At 69.9% G+C, this 25,119-nt stretch carries 16 protein-coding genes; 12 read left to right on the forward strand and 4 right to left on the reverse strand.

The features are described from left to right. Positions 1-577: 577 nt before the first annotated feature. The 6 genes from JIAGA_RS27835 (at position 578) to JIAGA_RS0105990 (ending at position 11,233) form a co-directional block, all read left to right on the forward strand. On the forward strand, positions 578-5,074 hold the full coding sequence (locus JIAGA_RS27835; protein ID WP_084469503.1) for a 3-keto-alpha-glucoside-1,2-lyase-like domain-containing protein: 4,497 nt from the start codon (positions 578-580) through the stop codon (positions 5,072-5,074). 113 nt (positions 5,075-5,187) lie between these two features. Next, positions 5,188-6,264 carry a substrate-binding domain-containing protein gene (locus JIAGA_RS0105970; RefSeq protein WP_026874963.1) on the forward strand — a complete coding sequence of 359 codons (1,077 nt, stop codon included), beginning with the start codon at positions 5,188-5,190 and terminating at the stop codon, positions 6,262-6,264. Between the two features lie 4 nt (positions 6,265-6,268). After that, on the forward strand, positions 6,269-7,747 hold the full coding sequence (locus tag JIAGA_RS27840; protein ID WP_035812149.1) for a sugar ABC transporter ATP-binding protein: 1,479 nt from the start codon (positions 6,269-6,271) through the stop codon (positions 7,745-7,747). Continuing rightward, positions 7,744-8,763 (forward strand): ABC transporter permease, encoded by a 1,020-nt coding sequence (locus JIAGA_RS27845; protein WP_051425775.1) that lies wholly within the window; start codon positions 7,744-7,746, stop codon positions 8,761-8,763. Before JIAGA_RS27840 ends, JIAGA_RS27845 begins: the two co-directional genes overlap by 4 nt. Further along, entirely contained in the window at positions 8,760-9,785 is a 1,026-nt protein-coding gene (locus tag JIAGA_RS27850) for an ABC transporter permease (protein ID WP_084470209.1), read from the forward strand. The genes JIAGA_RS27845 and JIAGA_RS27850 overlap by 4 nt, the downstream gene beginning before the upstream one ends. 236 nt (positions 9,786-10,021) lie before the next feature. After that, a complete protein-coding gene (locus tag JIAGA_RS0105990) occupies positions 10,022-11,233 on the forward strand; it encodes an ROK family transcriptional regulator (RefSeq protein ID WP_035812150.1) in 1,212 nt (403 codons plus the stop codon). Here JIAGA_RS0105990 and JIAGA_RS0105995 read toward each other — a convergent pair. Continuing rightward, positions 11,222-12,412, reverse strand: a complete 1,191-nt coding sequence (locus JIAGA_RS0105995) for a Gfo/Idh/MocA family protein (protein WP_035813524.1) — start codon at positions 12,410-12,412, stop codon at positions 11,222-11,224. The two genes, JIAGA_RS0105990 and JIAGA_RS0105995, sit on opposite strands and share 12 nt — an antisense overlap. A 625-nt stretch (positions 12,413-13,037) precedes the next feature. On the opposite strand from JIAGA_RS0105995, the gene lanKC reads away from it, so the two are divergent. The 5 genes from lanKC to JIAGA_RS0106015 all read left to right on the forward strand — a co-directional run bounded on the left by lanKC (position 13,038) and on the right by JIAGA_RS0106015 (position 21,453). Continuing rightward, a complete protein-coding gene (gene lanKC, locus JIAGA_RS27855) occupies positions 13,038-15,704 on the forward strand; it encodes a class III lanthionine synthetase LanKC (protein ID WP_051426593.1) in 2,667 nt (888 codons plus the stop codon). Between the two features lie 30 nt (positions 15,705-15,734). Continuing rightward, the gene (locus JIAGA_RS34345; RefSeq protein ID WP_157552773.1) at positions 15,735-15,863 is read left to right on the forward strand and encodes a SapB/AmfS family lanthipeptide; all 129 of its coding nucleotides are present in this window, start codon (positions 15,735-15,737) and stop codon (positions 15,861-15,863) included. 84 nt (positions 15,864-15,947) lie between these two features. After that, the gene (locus JIAGA_RS0106005; RefSeq protein WP_026874966.1) at positions 15,948-18,041 is read left to right on the forward strand and encodes a prolyl oligopeptidase family serine peptidase; all 2,094 of its coding nucleotides are present in this window, start codon (positions 15,948-15,950) and stop codon (positions 18,039-18,041) included. Then, a complete protein-coding gene (locus JIAGA_RS0106010) occupies positions 18,038-19,732 on the forward strand; it encodes an ABC transporter ATP-binding protein (RefSeq protein ID WP_051425776.1) in 1,695 nt (564 codons plus the stop codon). The genes JIAGA_RS0106005 and JIAGA_RS0106010 overlap by 4 nt, the downstream gene beginning before the upstream one ends. Then, positions 19,729-21,453: an ATP-binding cassette domain-containing protein gene (locus JIAGA_RS0106015; RefSeq protein WP_026874968.1), complete on the forward strand. Its 1,725-nt coding sequence runs from the start codon at positions 19,729-19,731 to the stop codon at positions 21,451-21,453. Before JIAGA_RS0106010 ends, JIAGA_RS0106015 begins: the two co-directional genes overlap by 4 nt. On the opposite strand, the gene JIAGA_RS0106020 is transcribed toward JIAGA_RS0106015, so the two are convergent. From JIAGA_RS0106020 to yczR, 3 genes are all read right to left on the reverse strand, one after another. Next, a complete protein-coding gene (locus JIAGA_RS0106020) occupies positions 21,432-22,037 on the reverse strand; it encodes a response regulator transcription factor (RefSeq protein ID WP_026874969.1) in 606 nt (201 codons plus the stop codon). The genes JIAGA_RS0106015 and JIAGA_RS0106020 overlap by 22 nt on opposite strands. A 168-nt stretch (positions 22,038-22,205) precedes the next feature. Further along, positions 22,206-22,874 carry a peptide-methionine (S)-S-oxide reductase MsrA gene (gene msrA, locus JIAGA_RS0106025; protein ID WP_157552776.1) on the reverse strand — a complete coding sequence of 223 codons (669 nt, stop codon included), beginning with the start codon at positions 22,872-22,874 and terminating at the stop codon, positions 22,206-22,208. Between the two features lie 109 nt (positions 22,875-22,983). Continuing rightward, positions 22,984-24,444 carry a MocR-like transcription factor YczR gene (gene yczR / locus JIAGA_RS0106030; RefSeq protein ID WP_211239528.1) on the reverse strand — a complete coding sequence of 487 codons (1,461 nt, stop codon included), beginning with the start codon at positions 24,442-24,444 and terminating at the stop codon, positions 22,984-22,986. A 65-nt stretch (positions 24,445-24,509) separates the two neighbouring features. Between yczR and yczE the strand changes: the two genes are divergently transcribed. Continuing rightward, positions 24,510-25,118, forward strand: coding sequence for a membrane protein YczE (gene yczE, locus JIAGA_RS34350; protein ID WP_026874972.1), 609 nt, complete (start codon positions 24,510-24,512; stop codon positions 25,116-25,118). Position 25,119: the final 1 nt, after the last annotated feature.

Below are 25,119 nucleotides of genomic sequence, written 5' to 3' on the forward strand. Positions count from 1 at the left end.
GCGCCCGGGCCGGCGGTGTCGGCGCGAGCGGGAGTGCGCGGGATCTGTCCGACTCGCACTAATTTGATCAGAACCCTTGACGCCGCCCGCAGATAGTGACGATAGTTTCTTTACTAAGTCTTGGACGTGACGTCAGCTGCAGCCGGGCAACCCCGGGAGGGCTCATGTTGGGCAAGCGATCTGCGTCTCCGCTTCTGTTACTGCCGCTGTCGAAGCCGGCCTTCGTGAGCGTGGCCGGCGACCACACGCACGCGTTCGAGAGGTACCAGCACTCCCCCTGACGAGCGGCCCAGCCACGAGTCTCATTGCGCGCGGCGGACCGCCGGCAACACCGACGACCTGAGGGGCACGATCCTGCCGATCGCCCTCAGCTCGGCACCACGTACCCGAGCCTGCGGGGGCAGCCTGCCCCCGCCCGACGATCACGACGGTCCGACCCGTCCCGGGATCGACGCGATGGGTGCCCGCAACCCGTCCGGATGATCCATTCACGTAGAACCGGCAACCCCGGGAGGAACACGTGTTGGGAAAACGATCCGTATCGTTACTCCTGTTCTCGGCCCTGCTGTTGTCAGTCATGATCAGCGCACCGGCCACCGCGCACACGACCGACGTCCACGAGGACACGAACCAGACGTTCGCGGAGTTGTCCGCTGACGACCAGTTCGAGAAGGTGCTGCTGACTCCCGATGTCCCGGAGCCGATGTCGATGGACATCGCCGCTGACGGGCGGGTCTTCATGACCAGCCGCGATGGTGTGATCCGGGTGTATCACCCGGAGACCGAAGAGGTGACCGTAGCGGCTGAGCTGAGCGTGTTCGACGACCATCCGCTGCCGCCCAACCCTGATTTCGAAGGGTCGAAGAACCAGGAGGGAGGTCTCCTGGGGCTGGCGCTGGATCCGGACTTCGAGGCGAACGGCTGGGTGTACGTGTATTACACCAGCCGCGACGAGAACAACCATTTCCTGTCGCGGTTCGAGGTCGTCGGCGACGAACTCGACATGGCGTCGGAAATCGTCATGCTGAAGGTGCCGTACAACAAGACGCACTGCTGCCACGTGGCGGGCGACCTGGAGTTCGATTCCGCGGGCAACCTGTACCTGAGCACCGGTGACGAGTCGCCGCCGGACCTGAACCAGCAGTACTCGCCGCTCGACAGCCGGCCGACGCACTGGTACAACGACGACCGCCGGACGTCGGGCAACACGAATGACCTGCGTGGGAAGGTGCTGCGCATCACGCCGCAGCCGGACGGCACGTACACGACTCCAGAAGGCAACCTGTTCACCGGGGACGAGGACGGCGGCGGCAAGGCGCGGCCGGAGATCTTCGCGATGGGATTCCGCAACCCCTTCCGGATCTCGATCGACCCCGAGACCGATCGGCTGCACATCGGCAACTACGGCCCGGACCGCCTGGGCGACTGGACCGAGCGCGGACCGTGGGGCTTCGACCAGTTCATGGCGACGTCGGAGGCGGCCAACTTCGGGTATCCGTTCTGTATCGGAAACAACTACCCGTATCGGCCGTGGAACTACGAGACGAACGAGCCGATGGGCGATTTCTATGATTGCCAGAACGGCCCGGTCAACGACTCGCCGAACAACACCGGTCTCGACCAGCTCCCGCCGGTGAAGCCGGCGACCATCTATTACCCCAGGAGTTGGGCGGGGTGGCCGGAAAACTGGGTCGGATGGCCGGCTCAGGAGATCAACCCGATTCCGGAGCCGTTCCTGAACATGGGGTCCGGCGCTGGTGGACCGATGTCGGGCCCCGTGTATCGCTACGACGAGACCCTCGAGTCCGACACCAAGTTCCCCGAGCACTACGACGGACGCTGGTTCCTCCTCGAGTTCCACCGCGGTTACATCAAGACGGCCGAACTCGACGAGAACGAGACCATCACCGCGATCGACGATTTCATGCCCGGTCAGACCTGGCGCGGCCTCATGGACGGCGAGTTCGGGCCGGACGGGTCGTTGTACGTGCTCGAGGGCGGTGCCTTCGGGGCCAGCCCGAACGCGGGCCTCTACCGGGTCGACTACGTCAACGATGACCAGCCGCCGCTCGGCGAATGCGTGAGCGACGACTTCGCCGGGACCGAACTCGACCGTGAGAGGTGGTCGACGATCGTTCGCGAGAACCCGGAGGGTTACCGGCAGGTCGACGGCGCCCTCGAGATCGACATGCTCCAGGGCGACATGATCAGCAATCACCTGAGCGGCAACATCAACACCGAGGCTCAGAACCTGATCATGACTCCGGTCCCCGACGGTCGGTGGGTGGCCGAGGTGACGCTCGAGCTGCCGCCGAATCCGGTCAGCCACGATCAAGCCGGGTTCATCATCTACAGCGATGACCAGAACTTCACCAAGGCGGCGTTCTTCCCGGCGTATGCCGGCCAGGTCGATGGCCGGTTCGAGTACCTGTTCCACCAGAACGGGGAGATCCGCTATCAGAGTGGCGTCGACAACCCCACCATCACGAATGCGCCATCGACGATCCACCTCCGGCTCACCAGTAACGGTGAGGACGTGTCCGCCGCGTACTCGCGCGACGGCGCGACCTGGGTCAATGTCGGGAGAGCAGCCCCGATCTCGCAGTACGAGAACCCGCAGTTCGGCTTCTTCGCCGCACATGGCCCGAACGCGATCGAGACGCCGCTGACGGCGACGTTCAGCGACTTCTCGCTGTGCCTCCCGGAAGACCCGGTGTGCGCCGAACAGCCGGTCGACGAGGGCTACCGGGCGTTGTGGGACGGGTCCACGCTGACCGGCTGGAACCAGGCCGGGCCGGGTGGGTTCGCGATTGTCCCGGACGGGGACCGCGAGGGTACGTGTGCCCTGGAGTCGATCGGTGATCCAGCCGGGCTGGGGATGCTCTGGCACGAGGAGGAGTTCGAGTCGTATCGGCTGCACGTCGACTTCAAGGCCGTGGCCGAGGACGACAACTCCGGCGTGTTCTTCGGCTTCCCCGACCCCGGTGACGACCCGTGGGTGGGAGTGCGCCAGGGCTACGAGATCCAGATCGACGACACCGGTGGCTCTCCCGGGGCCGCGGACCGCTCCAAGACCGGGTCGATCTACACGTTCCAGGGCCCGACCTCGTTCCCGGCCGTCGTCGGCGAGTGGAACGAGATGGAGATCGAGGTCGACGACCCGATGGTGCGGGTGTGGATCAACGACGTGCTGGTGAACGAGTACGAGAACCCGGAAGGTTCGGGACGTGACCTGGCCTCCGGATTCATCGGCCTGCAGAACAACCGGGTGTCGGACAACGTGTTCTTCCGCGACATCTGGGTCCAGGAGCTGGGCGGGTGCCCGGAGCCGCAGACACCGCCCGCGGGCTACGTGCCGCTGTACGACGGCGCGACGCTCGACGGATGGACGCAGGCGGGCCCCGGTGGCTTCGCGGTCGACGAGTGCGGGCTGCTCCAGCCGCACGGCGGCATGGGCCTGCTCTGGTACGACCAGCAGACGTTCAGCGACTACACCATGCGCGTCGACTTCCGGGTCCAGGACCCCGCCGACAACTCCGGCGTGTTCGTCCGCTTCCCCGACCCGGAAGGCGATCCGTGGAACCCGGTGAATCAGGGCCACGAGATCCAGATCTATGAGGCCACCGACAACCCGCTGGGCCGGACGGGCGCCGTCTACCAGTTCGCGCCGGCCGAGCCGCTGGCCACCAACCCCATCGGCGAGTGGAACACGATGGAGATCGAGGTGATCGGCCAGGAGTACCGGGTCATCCTCAACGGCACCGAGGTCACCACCTACACCGGTGACGGCAGCCGGCCGCTCGAGGGCTACGTCGGCCTGCAGAACCACTCAGCAGGTCAGGCCGCCGGCGAGAGCGTGGAGTTCCGCAACGTCTGGATCAAGGACCTCACGAGCGTGCCGGAGCTGACGGTCGACGCGTCGGTGGAGCCGGCCGAGCCCGACGGCGCCAACGGGTGGTACGTCTCACCGGTCACGCTCAGCCTGGAGTCGAACAACCCTGACGCGGTGCTGCAGTGGCGCCCGAGGACCGATGAGTCCCAGTGGCGGACGTGGACCGAGCCGGTGCCGTTCGACACGGACGGGGTCTACAACATCGACTACAAGGCGGTGCTGCCCGGCGACGGTGGCGGGGAACCGGCCGAGAAGGAGATCCTCGTCGGGGCGGGCGGATTCGGTTTCAGCGAGACCGAGTTCAGCGTCCGGCAAGGCGACACGATCAAGTTCCAGTACGTCCCCGGCTACCCGCACGATGTGGTGATCACGGACGACACCGGCCAGGTCCTGGCGTCTCGTCCGGAGGGATCGGACTGGGAGGACGATCCGTTCTACTTCGAGGCGGCGGACGTGGGCACCTTCTACGTCTACTGCACGCCGCATTCGAACCGGCCGAATCCGAACGATCCGACGACGTGGGCCGGCATGGTGTCGACCTTCGAGGTGACTCCGTCCAGTGGTGAGCCGCCGGTGGAGACCGGGATCGAGGAGATCGAGTTCCTGATCGATCAGACGGCTGCGACCACCACGGCGTCCCTGGCGGGCGAGCAGGCCGGCGACGTCTTCACCGGTCCGGTGACGGTGACCCTGCAGGCGCGGGACGCCACGTCCGGCGTCGCGCAGACCCAGTACCGGATGGCTGGCACGGAAGAGCCGACGGTCTACGACGACCCGATCAACGTGACCGATGTCGGAGCCCACACGATCGAGTTCCGGTCGGTGGACGTGGCCGGCAACGTCGAGGACTGGCAGTCCGTCGAGTTCACCATCGGCGAGGCGGGGCCGTGCCCCGAGCCGGACCAGCGCGAGACCGTCGTGGTCGGTGACGTCGACAGCGGTGTCCCCAACTACACGCTCGACGACGGGTGCACCGTCAACGACCGCATCGACGAGGACGGGGACTGGGCGAACCACGGAGCGTTCGTCCGCCACGTTCAGGCGGTGGCCGACCAGCTGGTGGCCGACGGCGTGATCAGCAAACGAGAACGCGGCGCGATCGTCCGTGCCGCAGGCCAGAGCGACATCGGTCGCAAGGACAACCGAGGTGGTCCGCACATCAAGTCCGCACACCTGCTCTGAAGCGGTCCGTCGCCGGCCAGCCGGAACCCCGGCTGGCCGCGACGGCCGCCGAGCTGGCGGACCTGACCCGGAAGGACGCGGACCACCCCGACAACGACGGAAGGAGACGGTCAATGTCGACCAGACGACCGTTCAGCATCGCCACCCTTGCCACCGCCGTGGCGCTCGTGCTCGTGGGATGCGGTGGAGACGGTGGCGATGCCACGGCGGAGGGGGAGGGCGGCGGCGCCGACGAGGGCCCCTTCACGATCGGCGTGAGCAACACCTTGGTGGGTAACCAGTGGCGCGAGCAGATGGTGTGTTCCATCCAGGCGCAGGCTCTGGCGAGCGGTGTCGTGGACAAGGTGGTCCTGGCCAACCGGAACACCGATGCCTCTGGCCAGATCGCCGACATCGAAGGACTGATCGGCCAGGGTGTCGACGCGATCATCGTGAACCCGCACGATCGGACGGCGCTGGACGACGTGATCGCCGCGGCGGACGAACAGGGCATCATCGTGATCTCGGTGGATCAGGCGGTCACCGCGGAGGCTGCCTACAACGTCACGAACGACCAGGTGGCCTATGCCGAGCTCGGTGCCCGGTGGCTGTTCGAGCAGCTCGGCGGGTCCGGTGACGTGGTGTACATGCGCGGGTTCGAGGGCAACCCGGCCGACGTGGCAAGGGATGAAGGGTTCCAGGCCGCACTCGCCGACTATCCCGGCATCAACGTCGTGCGTGAGGTGCACACCGGCTGGGACCCGACCACGGGCGCGCAGCAGGCGCTGGAGATCCTGTCGGCCGCCGAGGTCGACGGCATCTGGACGTCGGGCATCGACTACACGGTCGTGGAGCAGTTCGAGGCGGCCCGGCACCCCTACGTGCCGATCGTGGGCGCGGACAACAACGGGTTCATCGAGCAGCTGATCGAGTTGAAGGACGAAGGGCTGATCGGAGCGGCCGTGACGAACCCGCCGCCGGTTGGTGGGGTGGCGACGGCGATAGCGGTCGATCTGCTCACCGGTGCCGAGGAACACCCGCAGGACACCCTGCTGACCCCCGAAGTCCACGACAACGTCGAGGACCTGGCCACCCTCGAGGAGCTGCATCTGCCGGACCTGCCGACCGGGTTCGTCTCCACGATGGAGTTGGAGCCGTGGACCACCTATACCCAGGAGGACGTCCTCGAGTGCCGCGGTCCCGGGGACTGACGCGATGACGGTAGACGGGCAGCCGCTGTTGAGCGTCCGCCAGGTCAGGAAGGCCTACGGCGGGGTCGTGGCCCTCTCCTCGGCCGACCTGGTGGTTCGGCCGGGTGAGATACACGGCCTGGTGGGCGCCAACGGAGCGGGCAAGAGCACACTGGTCAAGATCCTCTCCGGCGTGATCCGGCGCGACGCCGGCACGGTGGAGGTGCACGGCTCGCCGGTGGAGGTGCGCAACCCGAGGGAGGCGGCTGACGCCGGCCTGGCGACGGTGTTCCAGGACCCGGCGGTGGTGCCCGACCTGACGCTGGGGCAGAACCTGGCGTTGGTCGGGCTCACCCCGGACGACGTGTGGCCATGGCTCGAGGAGCTGCGGCTCAGCACGCTGGATCCGGCCGCAATGGCCAAGGACGTGCCGCTGTCGGTCCTGCGGCTGTTCGATCTGGCGCGGGCGTTGGCGCGCGATCCCCAACTGCTGCTGCTGGACGAGATCACCGCAGCGCTTCCGGGTGACCAGGTGGAACTCGTGTTGGCGCTGATGTCGCAGTGGCGCGAACGGGGCCGGTCGGTGTTGTTCATCACCCATCGGCTGCGCGAGCTGCAGCGGATGTGCGACCAGGCGACGGTGCTGCGCGACGGGCGTCGTGTCGCGACACTGGTGCCGGCCGAAGGCACCGAACAGGACCTCGTCCAGGCGATGCTCGGCGAGGCGGCGCCGACGCGCGCCGTCGCCGAAGCCCGGTCCCGTCCCAGTGGGGCGGCCCGCGCGGTGTTCGAGGCGCGGGAACTGAGTTCGCTGGACTACCTGAAGGGGGTGTCGTTCACGGTATCCGCGGGTGAGGTGCTGGGGCTGGTCGCGCTGGAGGGGCAGGGCCAGGACCGGCTGTTCGAGGTGCTGTCGGGAGACCTCCCCGCTGACGGCGGACAAGTGGTCGTCGACGGGGAAGTGGTGCGGCCGCGGTCACCGTACGACATGGTCCGCCGGGGAGTGGTGCTCGTCCCCGCGGACCGGCTGCACGCGCTGCTGCCGCAACGCTCGCTCCACGAGAACCTGTCCTCGGCGCTGTACAACCGGGTCGCACGGTGGTTCCGGCTGGTCGGCGACGAGCGGCACCGAGTCGCCGAGGCGACCGAACGGCTGCAGATCGACGACCGCGGACAGCGTGAGGTGCGCCAGCTCTCCGGCGGGAACCAGCAGAAGGTCGCGGTGGGCCGCTGGCTGGCCGCGGGCTTCGGCACGCTGCTGTGTTTCGACCCGACCCGCGGCATCGACGTCCGCACCAAGGAGCAGCTCTACCGGCTGCTACGTGAGCTCGCCGACGCCGGTGCGGCGGTGCTGTACTACACCAGCGAGTTCGTCGAGGTCCCGCAGGTCTGCGACCGGGTGCTGGTCATGTACGACGGCCGCATCGTCGACGAGCTCGAGCCCACGGCCGACGAGGCGAGCATGCTGGCCGCAGCCCATGGCCTGGGGAAGGCGACGCTATGACGGCCCCGACCACGGAGAGGACGCGCGCCGACCGTGCCCGGTCGGTGGCCCGCCGGCAGGCTCGCCGGCACGGCTGGACGGTGGGAGTGTGGCTGCTGCTGGTGGTCATGCTGGTCTGGTACGCGACGCTGATCCCGCAGTTCGGGGACTTCCAGCTCACGTCGATCGCCAAGAACAGCCTCCCGACCGTCTTCCTCGCCCTCGCTCAGGCCGTCATCGTGATCGCCGGCGGCATCGACGTCGGCATCGGCGCGCTGATGGTGCTGGCCAACTCGGTGGCGGCCAGGCTCATGGAAGGCCAGCCCTTCGTGGTGACCGTCGCCATCGGGCTCGGCGTCGTCGTCGGATCGGCGTTGCTCAACGGCCTGGTGGGCTGGACCATCGTGCGGTCCGGGGTGCCCGACGTCGTCGTCACCCTGGCCACGCTGTTCATCTTCACCGGCCTGGCTCTCCTCGTGCTCTCCTCGCCCGGGGGCGGCACCAGCCCCGGCCTGCGCCTGATGTTCACCGGCTCGGAGACGGGGGTGGGTTCCAACTATGTGCCGTCGTTGCTGGCGTTGGCGATTCCGGCGATCATCCTGTCCTGGTGGCTCACGCGGACCAGGCGGGGACTCGCGCTGTACGCGATCGGCAGCGACACCAGCGCCGCCTTCCTGTCCGGGATCGACGTCGGGCGGGCGAAGATCAGGTCCTACGCGGTAGGCGGCGCGTTCGCGGGACTGGCCGGTGTCGCGTTGGTGGCGATCTCCAACTCCGGCGACCCGCGGTTCGTCAACGCCCTGAACGGCACCCTCAACAGTCTGGCCGCTGTGGTGCTCGGCGGCGTCCTGCTCGGCGGCGGCGTGGGCTCGGTCATCGGCGCGACGGCCGCGGGCATCATGCTGTTCACGCTCAACCCGGTCCTCACCGCCATGGGCATCGACCCGAACACCGCGCAGATCGTGCGCGGAGCGCTCATCGTCGCCGTGATGATGGCCGCCGGGCTCCTCGAATGGCGTCGACGGAGGCGCACATGACCGACCGACAAGCAACCACAGCCCCGCCGAAGCATGCGGCCGCAGCCGAACCGGCGGGCTCGGCACCGCGCCGGTCGCTGCGACGGGCTCTGGTGGACCACCCGCTGCTGGTCCTGGGCGGCGTACTGGTCGTCCTGGTCCTGGCCACCGGCGTGATCGAACCCAACTACCTCAGTCTGCGCGGGTTGCGGAACACCCTGCTGCTGGCCGCTCCGCTCGGGATCATGGCGGCCGGACAGACGCTGCTGATGCTCACCCGCGGCATCGACCTGTCCGTCGCCATGATCGCCACGGCCGCGGCGTACGTCGTCGGCGCCCAGGCCGGCGGCAGCCTCGCCGTGGCCATCGTGCTCGGCCTGCTGGTCGGCGCGGCCGCTGGCGCGGTCAACGGAGCGGGGGTCGGGATCTTCCAGGTCCATCCCCTGATCATGACGCTGGCCATGTCGACCATCCTGCTGGGCGTACTCACGCAGCTGGCGCAGTCGGTCTTCGTCGACGCCACGTCGACACCGGATTTCGTGCGCACTCTCGGCGTCGGCACCTTCGCCGGCGATCTGATCCCCTGGAACGCACTCATCTGGGCCGGCCTGGCCACGATCATCATCGTCGGGCTGCGCCGCACCGGGTTCGGCCGGATGCTCTACGCCGTCGGCGACAACCCCGTCGCCACCAGGCTGGCCGGCGTGCGCACCTGGCAGGTGCTTATCGCCACGTACGCCCTCTCCGGACTGTTCGCGGCGTTGGCCGGGATCCTCATCGCGGGCCAGACCGGCGCCATCGACCTGCAACTGGCCCAGGAACTCCTGCTGCCGTCCATCGCCGCGGCGGTCATCGGCGGCACGTCCATTTTCGGCGGTCGCGGCAGCTACTCGGGGACCATCCTCGGCGCGCTCATTCTCAGTGTGCTGTCCAGCATGCTGACGTTCCTTGACACGCCTCAGGCGTTCAAACAGGTGATCTTCGGCCTCATCGTGCTCGGCCTCGCCTGGCTCTACGCGGCCGTCACCCGAACCCGGGACTAGGGAATGTCGACCGCTGCCTCGCCCGGGCAGCGGTCGCCGTCCGGGCCGGCCGGCCGCGGTGGCTCACGTGGGCCGTCGTCGGGCGCTGCGTCGTCGTCGCCCCGGAGCCGGCCGGCGGCTCATCTTCTTCGGTGTGTTGTCATTCAGAGGTCACCAGATGCGCGGGCCGCACTACCTACACTTAGTAAAGAAACTATCGTCACTAATTCCGGACAAGTGCCGCCAAGGGGGATGCCATGACCCAACCCGGACCAAGTGGCGGGCCGCAGATGCTGCGGTTGATGAACTGCGCCGCAGTGTTGTCCGCCATCAGGGACGCCGGGACGGCGCGCGTGACGGAACTGATGCGAGCGACCGGCCTGTCCCGCCCCACGGTCACCGCGGCGGTCTCGACCCTCGTCGAGGACGGACTGGTCGAGGAAGCCGAGGCACTGGAACTCGACCAGCCCCGGATGGGCCGGCCGCCGCGCGTGCTGAGGTTCCGCGCCGAGGCACGATACGTGCTCGGTATCGACGTCGGCCCGAACCGGGTCCTCTGCACGGTGGCCGACCTCAACGGCACCGTCGTCGCCAGCGGGCGGCGCGACGTCGCGACAGCGGGTGCGCGCACCAAACTGCTCGAACGTGTCGAGGCGACCATGCGCGACGTGCTCGCGGAGGCCGCGGTTCCACCGTCCGCGCTCGCGGCCGTAGGCGTCGGGACACCAGGCATCGTCGACCCCCGCCGCGGCACGGTCGTGCGGGCGCCGTCCGTGCCGGGCTGGGATTCTCTCGAACTCGGCAGCCTGCTGCGCGACAGCGTCAACTGCCCCGTGCACGTCGAGAACGACGTCAACCTCGCCGTCATGGCCGAGCGGTGGCGTGGTGCCGGCAGCCAAGCCGACGACCTGCTCCTCGTGCAGTGGGGATCCCGGGTGGGCGCCGCCGTGCTGGTACGGGGGCAACTGCACCCCGGTGCCCACGGGGCGGCCGGCGAGATCGGGTTCGTGGATCTCGAGGAGCAACCGCAGGGCGTGCAGGCTTACGGACACGGCCCGCTCGAGTCCGCGGTCGGCACCGCGTCGATGCTCCGCCGGGCCCGCCACCTCGGCGACGACGAGAGTCAGGATGCCGCGGCCGTCCTCATCGCAGCGGGTGAAGGCGACGCACGAGCTCTCCAGGTGCTCGACGAGGCCTGCGCACTCATGGCGCGCGGGCTCGCGGCCTTCGTGATGGCGATCGACCCGGAACTCGTCATCGTCGGCGGCGAGATCATCCTGGCCGGTGACGCCGTCCTCGACGCGCTGCGGCGGCATCTCGCCAGGCGCGTGCTGGTGGCGCCCCCCATCGAACTGTCCCGCCTCGGCGACGACGCCGTCGCGCTGGGTGCCGTGCGCCTGGCCCTCACCGACGCCCAGCAGCGTCTGCTGGACCCGTACACGGCACCCAGCGTCAAATCACCGAGCTGACGTCGGCGACGTCATCACGCGGTCGACGAAATCGCCCGTGTCCTCGTCCTTCAGGATCATCCGCCGCTGCCCGTCCGGCAGCACCTCGGACTTCACGACCGTGAGGCCGTCGTGCTTCTCGGCCTCCCGGCTGATGCGCGGTGTCGTGCCGCCACGCCAGTCGATCTCGATCGGTTCCCACCGCTTCGACCGAGCCGACCGATAACACGCATCCATGATCGAGTTGACGACGTAGCCGTCATAGAACGTCTCACGCGGCGCCCGGCCCTCCTCCAGCGCGGACAGCATGTCCGTGAACATGTCGACATAGCCGAGTTCGACCACCTCGTCGCCGACGGGGAACAGCCAGCCGGAGTCCGTTTCCGCCTTCTCGGCGACGTACCCGCCGCTTCGCCCGGTGGTGAACATCTCGAAGCCCACCCGCGGGAAGTGATCGAGCCTGAGCGTCCCTTCGGTGCCGGAGACCTCGTCCCGCAGGTCCAAGCCGCCGCGGAAGGTCCAGCTGACCTCGAACTGACCAACCGCTCCGGACTCGAAGCGGATCAGCGCGATCGCGTTGTCCTCGTCCTCGATCGGGTGGACGAAGGTGTCCGTCCAGCACATGACCTCGACCGGGCGGTTGCCCTTCCCCATGAAGCTGCGGATGATCTCGATGCAGTGGCAGCCGAGGTCGATGATCGCGCCGCCGCCGGTGAGGCGGCCATCCCAGAACCAAGCCGAGTGCGGGCCGGGATGCGACTCCCGGGACCGCACCCACGTCACGTCCCCGACCGCGCCCGCGGCCACGCTGGACAGCGCCTTGAGCGTCTTCGGCGTGTAGCACAGGTCCTCGAGGTAGCCGGCGAAGATGCCCGCCTTCTCGACGAGGTCGAGCATCCGCTTGGCTTCCTCGCCGTTGCGTCCCAGCGGCTTGGTGCACAACACGGCCTTGCCGGCGTCGGCGCACAGTGCGATGGCCTCTTCGTGCAGGTGGTTCGGGAGGCCGACCACCACGACGTCGGTCTCCGGATGCCGGATCGCCGCCTCGAGGCTGGTCGTCGACTCAGGGATGTTCCAGTCGGCTGCGAACGCCTCAGCACGTTCGCCGGTGCGCGAGTAGACGACGCGGATTCTGTCCCGGCTGCGCTGCCCGTGCAGCGCCGCGGCGTAGAACCCGCCGATCAGTCCCGTTCCCAGCATGGTGATGGCGCGGTCGTTGCTCACGTGATCGTTCCCCTTCCCTAGAAGGCCGGTGGAGCGGCTGGTGATGACCAGGCGTTGGATCCGCGAGGTGCCGGGTCGGACACCGCCGGCACGTCTCGCACGAGCGGGAACGGCCGTCGGCGCCGAGCTGATCCGACATAGACAATCTTCTTTCAAAAACTCCGCCGAATCAATGCCGGCCGCCGAGGAAAGAGGTGCTCGGCGCACGTTCGCGAGCGATCAGGTCGCATCCACCGACCGCCGGTGATTCATCCTTACTCGCCGGTGATTCCCTCACGGGCATGGAGTGAGTCATTCATAACGATTTCGTGACGTTCACTACTGGGGCCGACTCCGGCCTGGGCGGAGGATGTGGACGCAACCAGTGCGTCGGAGGTGTCCAGGATGGAGGACCAGAATGAGGCGTTCTGTACGACCAGTGTCCTGTTCTGGGCCTCGGCCGACCGCCGGCGTAGCTGGTGCCTGACGACCCGGGATACCACGCCGGACCCGGCGACCGGCTCCGCTGGGCGGCGCGGCGACACTCGACACGGACCTCGGCCTATGCCGCCGGTTCCTGGTCTGACGATCGTGCCCGGTTCGATCACGGGAGTGTCCGGTGATCGACCAGTATGAGCTCTACTGCCTGGCTGACCAGGCCTTTTACGACGCGCCCGCCAACACGGACGCCGGTGGCCCGGACTTCACCATCGCGGCGCGGCCGGTCCCGGATGGCTGGGAACACCAGGCGACGGACGTCTGGTTGAACTACGCACCGCGTGAGCAGTCGCTCCCGTCGCAGGGCTGGAAGATCCACGTCTCGTCCGACCTGGAGGACGCCGACCGCGTACTGGACGCCGTTTGGGACTACTGCGTCCCCCGCGGACTGGCCTTCAAGTTCCTCCGCAGCCGACCGGTCATGGTGATGTTCAACTCCAAGTCCGCCTTTCGCGGATCGAGCGGCAAGCTCGTGACCATCTATCCGGCCGATGCCGACCAGTTGGAGCTCGTCCTGAAGGAGCTGGACGGCGCGCTGCGCGGCATCAACGGTCCTTACATTCTCAGCGACCTGCGGTACGGCGACGGCCCGCTCTTCGTCCGGTACGGGGCCTTCGCGGAACGTCATTGCGTGAACGCGAGCGGTGAGCGGGTTCTGGCGATCGAGGATGATCAGGGACGGCTCGTTCCCGACGTACGCGGGCCGGTCTTCGCCTGTCCGCCCTGGGTCGGCCTGCCCGAGTTCCTCGAGCCTCACCTGGAGGCCAGGAACGCCGTGACGGTCGCGGGCCTGCCCTACGACATCGAGAGCGTCGTGCAGTTCTCCAATGGCGGCGGCGTGTATCTCGGGCGGATCCGGAGCACCGGGGAGCGGGTGGTGCTGAAGGAGGGCCGTCCGCTCGCGGGGCTCGACGTCGCCGGCCGGGACGCGGTGGCCCGGGTGTCGCACGAGCGGGACATCCTGGGGCGCCTGTCCGGGCTGTCTGCCGTGCCCGCAGTGCGCGACTATTTCACCCTCGGCGGGCACCACTTCCTGGTCATGGAGTTCGTCGACGGCAACCCGCTGCAGCGTCTCGTCGTGGACCGGTATCCGCTCACGCATCCGGATCCGTCGTCGGAGACCGTGACCGCATACACGGAGTGGGCGCTCGGGATGCTCGCGCGAGTCGGCCAGGCGATGGATGCCGTCCACGAGCGCGGCGTGGTCTTCGGCGATCTGCATCCGGACAACATCCTGGTGGCCGGCGACGGCCGCCTCGTCCTCGTCGACTTCGAGGTGTCGTCCTTCGCCGAGTCAGGTGGCCGATCCGCGTTGGCGCACCCGGGATACGGCGCGCCGCCCGACCGGCACGGCATCGAGGTCGATCGGTATGCGCTGGCTTGCCTGTTCTTCGGGCTGTTCGCACCCCAGACGACGATCATGCTGCCTCTGCATCCGGCCAAGGCCGTCCACGTGGCTGAACTCGTGACGCAGATCTTCCCCGTGCCCGCCGCGACGGTGCAGGACGTGGTCCGGACGATCCTCGGACCGGCCGGCGACGCCGCCCCCACCACGATGCGTGCGTTGCCGATGCCCGGGGTCGCGAGCTGGGAGCACGTTCGGGCGTCGATGTGCCGGGCCATCGTCGCCAGCGCCACCCCTGAGCGCGAGGACCGGCTCTTCCCCGGCGACATCGCCCAGTTCGAGGCCGGCGGGGGCATCAACGTCGCACACGGGGCGGCTGGCGTGCTGTACGCGCTGGCTCGGACCGACGCCGGCAGGTTCCCGGAGTACGAGGACTGGCTGTGCGCTCGCGCCGCAGCGCCACCACGCGGAACGGGCGTCGGCTTCTACGACGGCCTGCACGGCGTGGCGCACGTGCTGGAGGATCTCGGGCACCGGCAGGACGCGCTCGACACGATGCAGTTGTGCCTGGCCGGCGACTGGCGGTCTCTGGAACTCGGCCTGTACTCCGGGCTCGCCGGGATCGGCCTCAACCTCCTGCACTTCAGCGAATGCACTGGTGAGCGAGAGTTCGTCACCGAGGCGGCCGCCGTGATCGACGCCGTCGCCGACCGCCTCGGCGGACCTGAGGACGTGCCCGACGTCAGCGGCGGCGACAACCCACGTGCCGGACTGATGTTCGGCTCGTCCGGGCCGGCCCTGCTGTTCATCCGCGCCTACGAGCGGACCGGTGACGCGGCGCTGCTCGACCTGGCTGCGACGGCGCTGCGGCAGGACCTGCGCCGGTGTGCCCAGGACGAGGACGGGACGATGCAGGTCACCCAAGGATGGCGAACGCTGCCCTACCTCGACGAGGGTTCGATGGGGATCGCGTTGGTCCTCGCCCGCTACCTGACGCACCGCCAGGACGAGGCGTTCGCGGGGGCGCTCGACGCCTTGCGGCGGGTGGCGCGGGCCGGCTACTTCGTGCAGCCGGGCCTGTTCACCGGGCGCGCCGGCATCATCGCCGGGGCCGGCATGCTGGGGCGCGCCGGCGCCGGGCCGGCCGAGCCGTCGGAGCTGTCCGAGCTGACCCGCTGGCTGAGCTGGCACGCGCTGCCCTATGACGGCGGGCTCGCGTTCCCCGGCGACCAGTTGCTACGTCTCTCGATGGACCTGGCCACCGGAACGGCCGGGGTCCTCCTGGCGCTCGGATCGGCGCTCCACGACCGGCCGGTGTTCCTGCCGTTCCTCGAGCCGGCCGGGCCGGTTGCGACCACGGCCACCTCATCCACCCCGCGCGAGGCCGAGCTGGCGCTCGCGGACGACGTCCGGGAGGAGGCGCACTCGACCACTACGCCGTCTTGACCCCACGAGCTATGGAAGGAGGTGTAGACGATGGTTCTCCTCGACCTTCAGGGAATGGAGGCTCCTGGCCGCAAGGGCGGTGGCGGCGGCAGCACGCTGACCGTACTGACCTGTGGCTCGGTCAAGCCGAGCAACCTCAGTGTCGCCTTGTGTCACTGAGCGATCCCGGGTCCTGGGCGACGGCCGAACCTCGCCCAGGACCCGTACGGCCGGAAGGGAGGGCCGGTGTCTTCGACGGATCGGATGCCCGTCGTCGTCTATCCGACGGCAGCGCGTCAGGCGATCGCCGACCGGCTTCACGGGCACGTCGTGCGCGATCCGTATCGGTGGCTGGAGGACGCGTCGAGCCCGCAGACGCGGGAATGGCAGGCCGCCCAGGACGATCTGTGGCGGCGTTTCCGTGCCTCGCTCCTCGGCCGGGAGCGGCTGCAGGCCCGCGTTGCCGAACTGTCGGACGTGGGAGTGATCACCGCCCCGATGTGGCGCGGAGACCGCCGCTTCGGCCTGCGGCAGACCGCCCAGCAGGAGCACCCGGTGCTCTACACCGCCGGGCCGGACGACCACGAGCGCGTCCTGGTGGATCCGATGACCATCGATCCGTCCGGTGCGACGACGCTCGATCACTGGCAGCCGGACCTCGACGGCCGGCTGTTGGCCTTCCAGCTGTCGCGGTACGGGAGCGAGTGGGCGCAGCTCTACGTCATGGACGTCGCGTCGCGCGACGTGGTCGACGGGCCGATCGACCGCTGCCGGTACTCCCCGGTGGCCTGGCTACCCGGCGGCACGGCCTTCTTCTATGTCCGTGCCGTCCCCGGGTCACCGGCCGGCGCCCGGCGCGTCTACCTCCACCGGCTCGGGACGCCGGCCGAGGACGACATCCCGATCCACGTTCCGGTCACCGAGCCGGACCGGGACGAGGGTTCCTCGTTCGGTCTCGGGATCAGTCCCGACGGTCGCTGGCTGGCGATCTCGGAATCCCGGGGCACCGCGAGCTCGAATGATGTCTGGCTCGCCGATCTCTCCGCGTCGACGTGGGCGGATCCGGCTCTGCGGGTCGTACATGAGGGCGTGGACGCCCGGACGGCGTTGGACGTCGGCACCGACGGGCGGATGTACGTCGTCACGACGCTCGGAGCGCCTCGCGGCCGGCTGTGCGTCGGTGACCCAGCACGCCCGGACCCCGAGTCCTGGCTCGACCTCGTTCCCGCCGATCCGGAGGCGGTGCTCAGCGATTTCGTCATTCTGGACGGTCCCGATCTCCAGCGGGCCGTCCTGCTCGTCGGCTGGACGCGGCATGCCCTGAGCGAGGTCAGCGTGCACGACCTCGCCACGGGCGAGCGGCTGGGCCAGGTGCCGCTTCCCGGACCCGGGTCGATCGGCCCACTGACAAGGCGCCTCACCGGCGCGCACGAGACCTGGTTCACCTATACCGACAGCGCCACCCCGGGAGCCGTGTTCCGGTACGACGCTCGCACCGGCGAGACCACGCCATGGGCCCGGTCGCCCGGTTCCGCAGTCGTTCCCGAAACGCTGGGCCGCCAGATCGTCTACGCCTCGGCGGACGGCACGCCGGTGCGCATGGTGGTCCTGGCCCGGCCCACCGGCGAGGCCGGTCCACGGCCGGCCATCCTCTATGGCTACGGCGGCTTCGGCGTGCCGATGACGCCGGCCTATTCGAGCTTCACCCTGGCCTGGGTCGAGTCGGGCGGCGTCTTCGCGATCGCCCACCTGAGGGGCGGCGGAGAGGAGGGCGAGCAGTGGCATCGCGCCGGCACACGTGAGCGCAAGCAGAACGCCGTCGACGACTTCGTCGCGGCGGCCGAGACGCTGATCTCGGAGGGCTGGACCAGCGCCGATCAGCTCGGTGTGTGCGGCGAGTCGAACGGCGGCCTCGTCGTCGGTGCGGCGCTGACGCAGCGACCGGAGCTGTTCGCCGCCGCGGTGTGCTCGGCTCCGGTGCTCGACATGGTGCGGTACGAGAACTTCGGTCTCGGTCCGGCGTGGCGAGCCGAGTACGGCAGCGCCGACGACCCGGACCAGCTCCGGTGGCTGCTCGGGTATTCGCCCTATCACCACGTCCGCGCGGGCGTCGACTATCCCGCCGTGCTGTTCACCGCCTTCGGCAACGACTCGCGAGTGGATCCTCTGCACGCCCGGAAGATGTGCGCGGCCCTGCAGTGGGCGACGGCGGGCTCGCGTCCGATCCTGATGCGCCTGGAGGACGAGGCCGGCCACGCGGACTCGGCCTCCACCCGAGGCGTCTCGCTCGCCGCGGACATCCTCGCCTTCGTCGCGGCCCAGACCGGGCTCGATCTCGCGGGAGGTGGCGGGGCATGACGCTGCGTGGCCAGCACGAGCGCTCCCGGCCGAGGGGACGAGGCATCACGTTCGGCGCTGTCGTCCGGCACGGTGGCCGCTGGCTTCCGCTGATCGGGATCGCGGCCCTGGCCGACAGCCTCGCCATGCTGGCGCTGCCGTTCGTGTTCGGCCGCACCGTGGACGCCATCGTCGGGGACGGGGACGTCAACCGCTGGCTGCTCGTGGCCATCGGGCTGATCGTGGTCGGAATCGTGTGCGATCTCGTCGACACGTTCGCCGACGCCGCCTGCATCGCAAGCACGACCGCCTGGCTGCGCCACCGCCTGATCCGGCACGTGCTCGCCATCGGCCCCGTGGGCACTCACCGGTTCACCACGGGAGACCTGGTCAGCCGAGTCTCCAGCAACGCCGTGGACGCTGCCCAAGCCGGTCCGAGCGCGGTGACGGTCGCAGCGGCGGCGCTGCCTCCGGTGGGCAGTCTGGTGCTGCTCGCCTACATCGATGTGTGGCTCGCTGTGGCCTTCGTGGGAGGGGTGGCGCTGGTGGCCCTCGTCCTGCTGGCCTTCGCCCGGCGGACCGCCGAGGCGGCCCTGGCATACCAGCAGGCGCAGGGCCGCATAGCCGCCCGGCTCACCGAGTCGCTGACCGGAATCCGCACCATTGCCGCGGCCGGAACCGTGGAGCGGGAGGACGAGCGCGTGCTCGAACCACTGCCCGAGCTCCACGACCATGGGATGCGGACCTGGAACGTGCTGGCCCGGTCGAGCGCGCAGGCCGCCGTCGTCGGGCCGATCGTGCTGGTGGCGGTTCTGGCGGCGGGAGGACTCCAACTGGTGGACGGCCGGATCACCCCGGGCGAGCTGTTCGCGGCCAGCCAGTATGCGGTGATGGGCGCCGGCCTGGGCTCGTTGACCAGCGTGTTCGCGGAGTTGGCACGGGCGCGAGCCGGCGTCCAACGCGCCGCCGAGGTGTTCGGCGTGCCACCGATCTGGTACGGGCGGCGCGAGCTTCCGCCCGGTCCGGGGCGGCTGGAGTTCCGCGGTGTCACCGTCCGCGATGACGACGCGGTGCTGCTCGACGGGGTCGACCTCGTCGTGCCAGGTGAGGCGGCGGTCGCCGTCGTCGGCCGGTCCGGTGCGGGCAAGTCCGTCCTCGCCGCGGTCGCGGCCCGGTTGCGCGACCCGGACGAGGGCCAGGTGCTGCTGGACGGGGTGCCTCTGCACGAGGTCGGCCACGACTCACTGCGGGCCGCGGTCGGCTGCGCCTTCGAGCGGCCGGAGCTACTCGGCGCGACCGCCGGTGATGCCATCGGGCTCGGGCTGGAGCGCGATCTGGTGGTGGCCGCCGCACGCGCCACCCACGCGTACGAGTTCGTCAGCCGGCTACCCGAGGGCTTCGACACCCCGCTGCACCAGGCCCCCATGTCCGGCGGTGAGCGACAGCGGATGGGCCTGGCCCGGGCGTGGCATGCTGGCCGGCTGCTCGTGCTCGACGACGCCACGTCCAGCCTCGACACCGTCACCGAGATGCAGATCAGCCGCACCCTCACCGGCGATTTGGGCAGGCGCACCCGCCTGATCGTCACCCACCGGGTCGCCACGGCCGCGCGGGCCGACCTGGTCGTGTGGCTGGAGGACGGGCGAGTGCGGGCCTGCGGTCCCCATGCGCGGCTGTGGGACGACCTGGCCTACCGGGAGGTCTTCGGATGAGGCGGGAACTGCGATTCGGCGTCGCGTCGCTGCGTCGCCGGCCGCTGCTCGAGCTCGCGGCGTGGTCGCTGCCTGATGCGGTGCCCACCGCGATCTACGGGCTGGCGATCGCTCGTGCCGTCGACGACGGCTTCCTGGCCGGTCGTCCGGGAGTGGGCCTGGCCTGGCTGGCCGTCCTCGTCGGGGCGGCCTGCGTCGGCGGCGTCGGGTCGCGTCAGGTGTTCCGCCGCCTCGGCGACCTGGTCGAGCCGTTCCGGGACGACCTCGTGCGCCGGGTGGTGGCGGCCGCGTTGCGGCAGGGCGTGGCAGGCCGTCCCGACGACGGCGCCGTCGCGCGGCTGACCCGCCAGGTGGAGATCGTCCGGGACACGTACGCCGGGCTCATCGTCGTGGCCCGCGACTTCGTGGTGAGGGTCGTCGGCGTCGTGGCCGGCCTGCTCGCCATCGCGCCGGTCATCGTCGTCCTCGTGCTGCCGCCGTTCCTGCTCGGGTTCGCCGTCGCCGTGCTGACGCTCGGCCTGGCCGCGGCTCGTGTGCGCGCGTCGGTGCGCGCGGACGAGCGTGCCGCCACCGCGGCAGGAGCGGTGGTCGCCGGCACCCGGGACGTGGTCGCGCGTGGCGCCGAGGGGTACGCGACTGCTTTGGTGGCTGGACCGATCGGCGAGCACGCGGCCGCGGAACGGGCACTGGCCCGGGTCGGAGCGCTGCGCACCCTCTGCTTCGCCCTCGGTGGCTGGCTACCGCTGGTGATCCTGCTGGCCGCCGGGCCGTGGCTGGTCGAGCGAGGGGTGAGCGCCGGAGCCCTCATGGGAGGGTTGACGTACGTTCTGGTCGGGCTGCACCCGGCGCTCGACACGGTCATGGGTGCTCTCAGTGGCAGCGGCCTGCGGTTCGTCGTGACCCTGGGCCGGATCCTCGACGCCACCACGATCCCCGCGGTTCGCCTGCCGCGCCTTACGGCGGCACCCAGCGGGCACATCGTCGCCGTCGATGCGGCGACCTTCGCCTACGGACCCCACGCCGAACCCGTGGTACGGGACCTCGATCTCGTCGTCGACGACGGTGACCACCTGGCCATCGTCGGCCCGAGCGGGATCGGGAAGTCCACGCTCGCGGCGCTGATGTGCGGGCTGCTCCGGCCGGACGAGGGGCGAGTGCTGCTGGGTGGTGCGCCCGCCGCCGACCTGCCGGCACAGCGGCTGGCGGCCACCCGGGTTCTGATCCCCCAGGAGGCCTACGTTTTCGAGGGGACGGTCCGCGACAACCTCGCGTACCTGCGGCCCGGCGCCACGGCCGCCGAGATCCGTGCCGCGGTCGAGGTCGTCGGTGCCGAGGCGCTCCTGGGCCGGCTCGGGGGACTCACCGCACTCGTGCGCCCGAACCAGCTCTCCGCGGGCGAACGCCAGCTGCTCGCACTCGTGCGCGCCTACCTGTCGCCGGCGCCGCTGGCGGTCCTCGATGAGGCCACCTGTCACCTGGATCCGGTGGCAGAGCGGCTGGCCGAGGCGGCCTTCGCCCGTCGTGCCGGCACCCTGATCGTCATCGCCCACCGGATCAGCTCGGCCCTGCATGCCCGGCGCATCCTCGTGCTCGACGGCGCGTCCGCGACGGTCGGACAACACGAGGAGCTGCAACTCGCGTCACCGCTGTACCGGGACCTCCTGGGGCATTGGAGCGCCACCGCAGCGGAAGGCGCCGGTCAGATCCAGCCGGCGTCCTGAGCGATGCGGATCGCTTCGATGCGGGTGCGCGCCCCGGTCTTGACGAGGATGTGCGACAGGTAGTTGCGGACCGTGCCGGGGCTCAGGAACAGCGTCGCGGCGATCTCCTGGGGCGGCGCGCCGGTCATGGCCAGTCGCAGGACATCGCGCTCCCGGTTGGTCAGCGGACTGGCGTCCGCGGTGAGGGCGGCCACGGCCAACTCGGCGTCCATCACGGCTTCTCCGCGCACCAGGTGCCGTATGGCATCGACCAGGTTGGCCAGCGACGCGTCGGTGGCGATGAGTCCCACCCGAGGTGCCAGCCGGGCGAGCGACAGGCTGTCGATCCCGGACGAGTATCGATCCAGCAGCATCAGGATGCCGAGCCTGGGCAACTTCTGGCACAGCACGCGCACGTCGACCGTGCCGGGCAGCAGAGCGTCGAGCACGGCGACCTGGGCTTGCCGGCGCAGGGCGGCGGGGAGCACGTCGTCCACCCGGGCCAGCTCGTCCACGACTTCCAGATCGGGTTCGCGGGCGAGGACGGAACTCAGTGCCTCACGCACCAGCGCACCTCGGTAACCGAGCAGCACCCGAATAGCCACGCCGTTCGCCCCCTCGCGACGGCCGCCCTGCGGAAGACGTGCCAATCAGTCAAGTCTGATTGAATCGATCCCCCGGTCACACTAGCGGTAATAATGTGATCGGGCCATCAGGTTGCCGATGCCGGTGAACCGTCCGTGGGCAGCGGCGACGAAGGGGCACAGCGGAACCTAGAACGAGGTGCCGGTGCCGATCGGGCAGGACACACCAGTGCCGGCGAGACCGCAGTAACCGTTCGGGTTCTTGGCGTCGCTCAGGTACTGCTGGTGGTAGTCCTCGGCGTAGTAGAACTGCCGCAGGGGCTCGATCTCGGTGGTGATGTCGCCATGGCCGGCGGTCCGCAGCTTGGCGGTGTAGGTGTCCCGGGACGCCGCGGCGGCCTCGAGCTGCGCCGGCGTCGTCGTGTACACCGCAGAGCGGTACTGCGAGCCGATGTCGTTGCCCTGGCGCAGCCCCTGGGTGGGGTCGTGCTCCTCCCAGAACGCCTTGAGCAGGCCGGCGAAGCTGATCACGGCCGGGTCGAAGACCACCCGCACCACCTCGGCATGCCCGGTGCGGCCGGTGCACACCTCTTCGTACGTGGGGTTCGGGGTGAACCCGCCGGCGTAGCCGACAGCCGTCGTCCACACGCCGGGCAACCGCCAGAAGATCCGCTCGGCGCCCCAGAAGCAGCCCATCCCGAAGACGGCCTCCTGGTGCCCCGCGGGCGGCTCGCCCTCGATCGGGGTACCCAGGACGGTGTGCGTCCCGCTCAGCCCGAACGGCCGCGTCTCCCGGCCGGGCAGTGCCTCCTCGGGCGTGACCATCTTCGTCTTGACCAAGCGATCGAACAGCGACATGGCGCACCTCCGTCTGCGTCAACACCGAGCCGCCGTCCTCCCTTCCCGTTGATCATCAAGACTTGACCCGACCAGGACCGGGCCAAGTCTTGATGATCATGGGGAAGGGCTACGCGAACGCGTCGACCATGGGTTCGCTGTGCCCGCTGCCCGCCGTCACCGTCGCGAACGCCTGGGCCAACTGCTCGGTTGCCCGCTCCAGGACCTCGGCGGGGTAGGTGTAGGGCAGTCGGAGGCGCTGTTCGAAGGCGCCCTCGACGCCGAAACGCGGCCCGGCGGCCAGCCGGATGCCGTGGTGCTCGGCGGCCGCGACCAGCCGGCTCGACACCGGCTGGCCCATGTCGCACCAGAGCACCAGGCCGCCGTCGGGCAGCCGGACCCGCCACCCCGGCAGCCGCCGCGCCAGGGCGCCGGCCAGCGCGTCGCGGCGGGAGCGCAGCTCGGTCAGACGGCCGGGAAGCAGCTCGTCGAGCGAGGCGAGCAGCGCCGTCGTCGCGAGCTGTTCCACCACGGCCGAGGAGATGTCGACGCTCGCCCGTACCGCGGCCAGCCGGCGGATCAGGGACGGCTCCGCCCGTAGCCAGCCGACTCGCAGCCCACCCCACAGCGTCTTGCTCACGCTGCCGATGGTGACGCTGAGGTCCGCCGGCAGGTACGTCGCCAGCGGCGGCGGGGGCGGACCGGCCAGGGTGAGTTCCACGAGCGACTCGTCGACGACGGTGAGTGTGCGGCTGCGTCCCAGGCTGGTCGCCAGCCCGCGCCGCTCGTCGTCGGAGGCCAGCAGCCCGGTCGGGTTGTGGAAGTCGGGGACGAGGTAGGCCAGCCGGGGCGCGGTCTGGCGGACGGCGGCGGCGACGGCGTCGACCTCCCAGCCGCCGGCGGTCAGCGGGACCGGCACGGCTCGGGCGCCCTGCCGGCGGATCGCGTCCAGGGCGTTGGGGTAGGTCGGCTGCTCGACCAACACGCGATCGTTGGGCGCCGTCACCAGCGACAGCACCAGTGAGAACGCGTGCTGCGCCCCAGACGTGACGAGGATCTGGCCGGCGGTGGTGGGCAGCCCGCGGGCCGTGTAGCGGGCCGCAATGGCCGCGCGCAGGTCCGGCAGTCCGTACAGGTCGTAGCCGCAGGTGGGCAGGTGCCGCGGGAGCTGCTCCAAAGCGGCGTCGTAGGCCTGCCGGAGCGCGTGGGCGGGTGCCTCGGGTGCGGCGTGCGCCAGGTCGAGCAGGTCCGAGCCCTCCGGTCCGAACGGTGCCCAACTGCCGCCGGTGGCCGATCCGATGGACCGCGACGGTGGCAGTGCCGCCCGGGTGCCCGAGCCCTGCCGGCTGACGGCGTATCCCCCTGCGCGTAGCGCGTCGTACGCGGCCGTGACGGTGGTGCGGCTGACCCCGAGTGCGGCGGCCAGATCGCGTTCGCCGGGCAGCCGGGCGTCGAGAGGGACCCGGCCGTCGAGGATGAGCAGCCGGATCGCTCCCGCGACCCGGGTATAGGCCGGCCCGCCCTCGCCCGGCGTCGTTCGAGACCAGTCGCCCAGCTGCCGGGCCAATTGGGTTCCGCTGAGACTCCGCACCAGGCCACTGTTGCACAAGTGGCTATGGATTCGAAGGCCAGAATCCAGGATGATGGTGCGCCGTGATGGTTCGACGCCTTTTCCAGCTCTATGCCGGCCTGGTCCTGTACGGCTTCAGCATGGCGCTCCTCGTCGAGGCCGGGCTCGGCCTGGACCCCTGGGACGTCCTGCATCAGGGGGTGGCCGAGCGCACGTCGTTGACCATCGGGATGGTCACCATCGCCGTCGGCGCGCTCGTGCTGCTGGCCTGGATTCCGCTGCGGCAGCGTCCCGGCCTCGGCACCATCAGCAACGTCATCGTGATCGGCCTGGCCGTCGACGCAGCCATCTGGGCGTTGCCGTCGCCGGACGTGCTCGCGGTCCGGATCGCGTTCCTGGCCGGCGGCGTGACGCTCAACGCCGTCGCCACGGCCGCGTACATCGGGGCGCGGCTCGGGCCGGGCCCGCGCGACGGGTTGATGACCGGCCTGGTCGCCCGCACCGGCCGGTCCGTCCGGGTGGTCCGGACCAGCATCGAGGTCACCGTACTGGCCACCGGCTGGCTGCTCGGCGGCACCGTCGGCGTCGGGACCGTGGTGTATGCGCTCGCGATCGGCCCGCTGGTGCACATCCTGTTGCCGCGGTTCGAGGTGCGTGCGCCGGTTCCCGTCGCCCCGGTGCCGCCCGCGACGTAGA

This window comes from Jiangella gansuensis DSM 44835 (assembly GCF_000515395.1).
Lineage (GTDB): Bacteria > Actinomycetota > Actinomycetes > Jiangellales > Jiangellaceae > Jiangella > Jiangella gansuensis.

What these genes read in the sequence shown, in the direction of transcription:
- JIAGA_RS27835 (WP_084469503.1), top strand. Translation starts at nt 578, where the DNA reads ATGATCAGCGCACCGGCCACCGCGCACACGACCGACGTCCACGAGGAC.
- JIAGA_RS0105970 (WP_026874963.1), top strand. Translation starts at nt 5,188, where the DNA reads ATGTCGACCAGACGACCGTTCAGCATCGCCACCCTTGCCACCGCCGTG.
- JIAGA_RS27840 (WP_035812149.1), top strand. Translation starts at nt 6,269, where the DNA reads ATGACGGTAGACGGGCAGCCGCTGTTGAGCGTCCGCCAGGTCAGGAAG.
- JIAGA_RS27845 (WP_051425775.1), top strand. Translation starts at nt 7,744, where the DNA reads ATGACGGCCCCGACCACGGAGAGGACGCGCGCCGACCGTGCCCGGTCG.
- JIAGA_RS27850 (WP_084470209.1), top strand. Translation starts at nt 8,760, where the DNA reads ATGACCGACCGACAAGCAACCACAGCCCCGCCGAAGCATGCGGCCGCA.
- JIAGA_RS0105990 (WP_035812150.1), top strand. Translation starts at nt 10,022, where the DNA reads ATGACCCAACCCGGACCAAGTGGCGGGCCGCAGATGCTGCGGTTGATG.
- JIAGA_RS0105995 (WP_035813524.1), bottom strand. Translation starts at nt 12,412, where the DNA reads ATGCTGGGAACGGGACTGATCGGCGGGTTCTACGCCGCGGCGCTGCAC.
- JIAGA_RS34345 (WP_157552773.1), top strand. Translation starts at nt 15,735, where the DNA reads ATGGTTCTCCTCGACCTTCAGGGAATGGAGGCTCCTGGCCGCAAGGGC.
- JIAGA_RS0106005 (WP_026874966.1), top strand. Translation starts at nt 15,948, where the DNA reads ATGCCCGTCGTCGTCTATCCGACGGCAGCGCGTCAGGCGATCGCCGAC.
- JIAGA_RS0106010 (WP_051425776.1), top strand. Translation starts at nt 18,038, where the DNA reads ATGACGCTGCGTGGCCAGCACGAGCGCTCCCGGCCGAGGGGACGAGGC.
- JIAGA_RS0106015 (WP_026874968.1), top strand. Translation starts at nt 19,729, where the DNA reads ATGAGGCGGGAACTGCGATTCGGCGTCGCGTCGCTGCGTCGCCGGCCG.
- msrA (WP_157552776.1), bottom strand. Translation starts at nt 22,874, where the DNA reads ATGTCGCTGTTCGATCGCTTGGTCAAGACGAAGATGGTCACGCCCGAG.
- yczE (WP_026874972.1), top strand. Translation starts at nt 24,510, where the DNA reads ATGGTTCGACGCCTTTTCCAGCTCTATGCCGGCCTGGTCCTGTACGGC.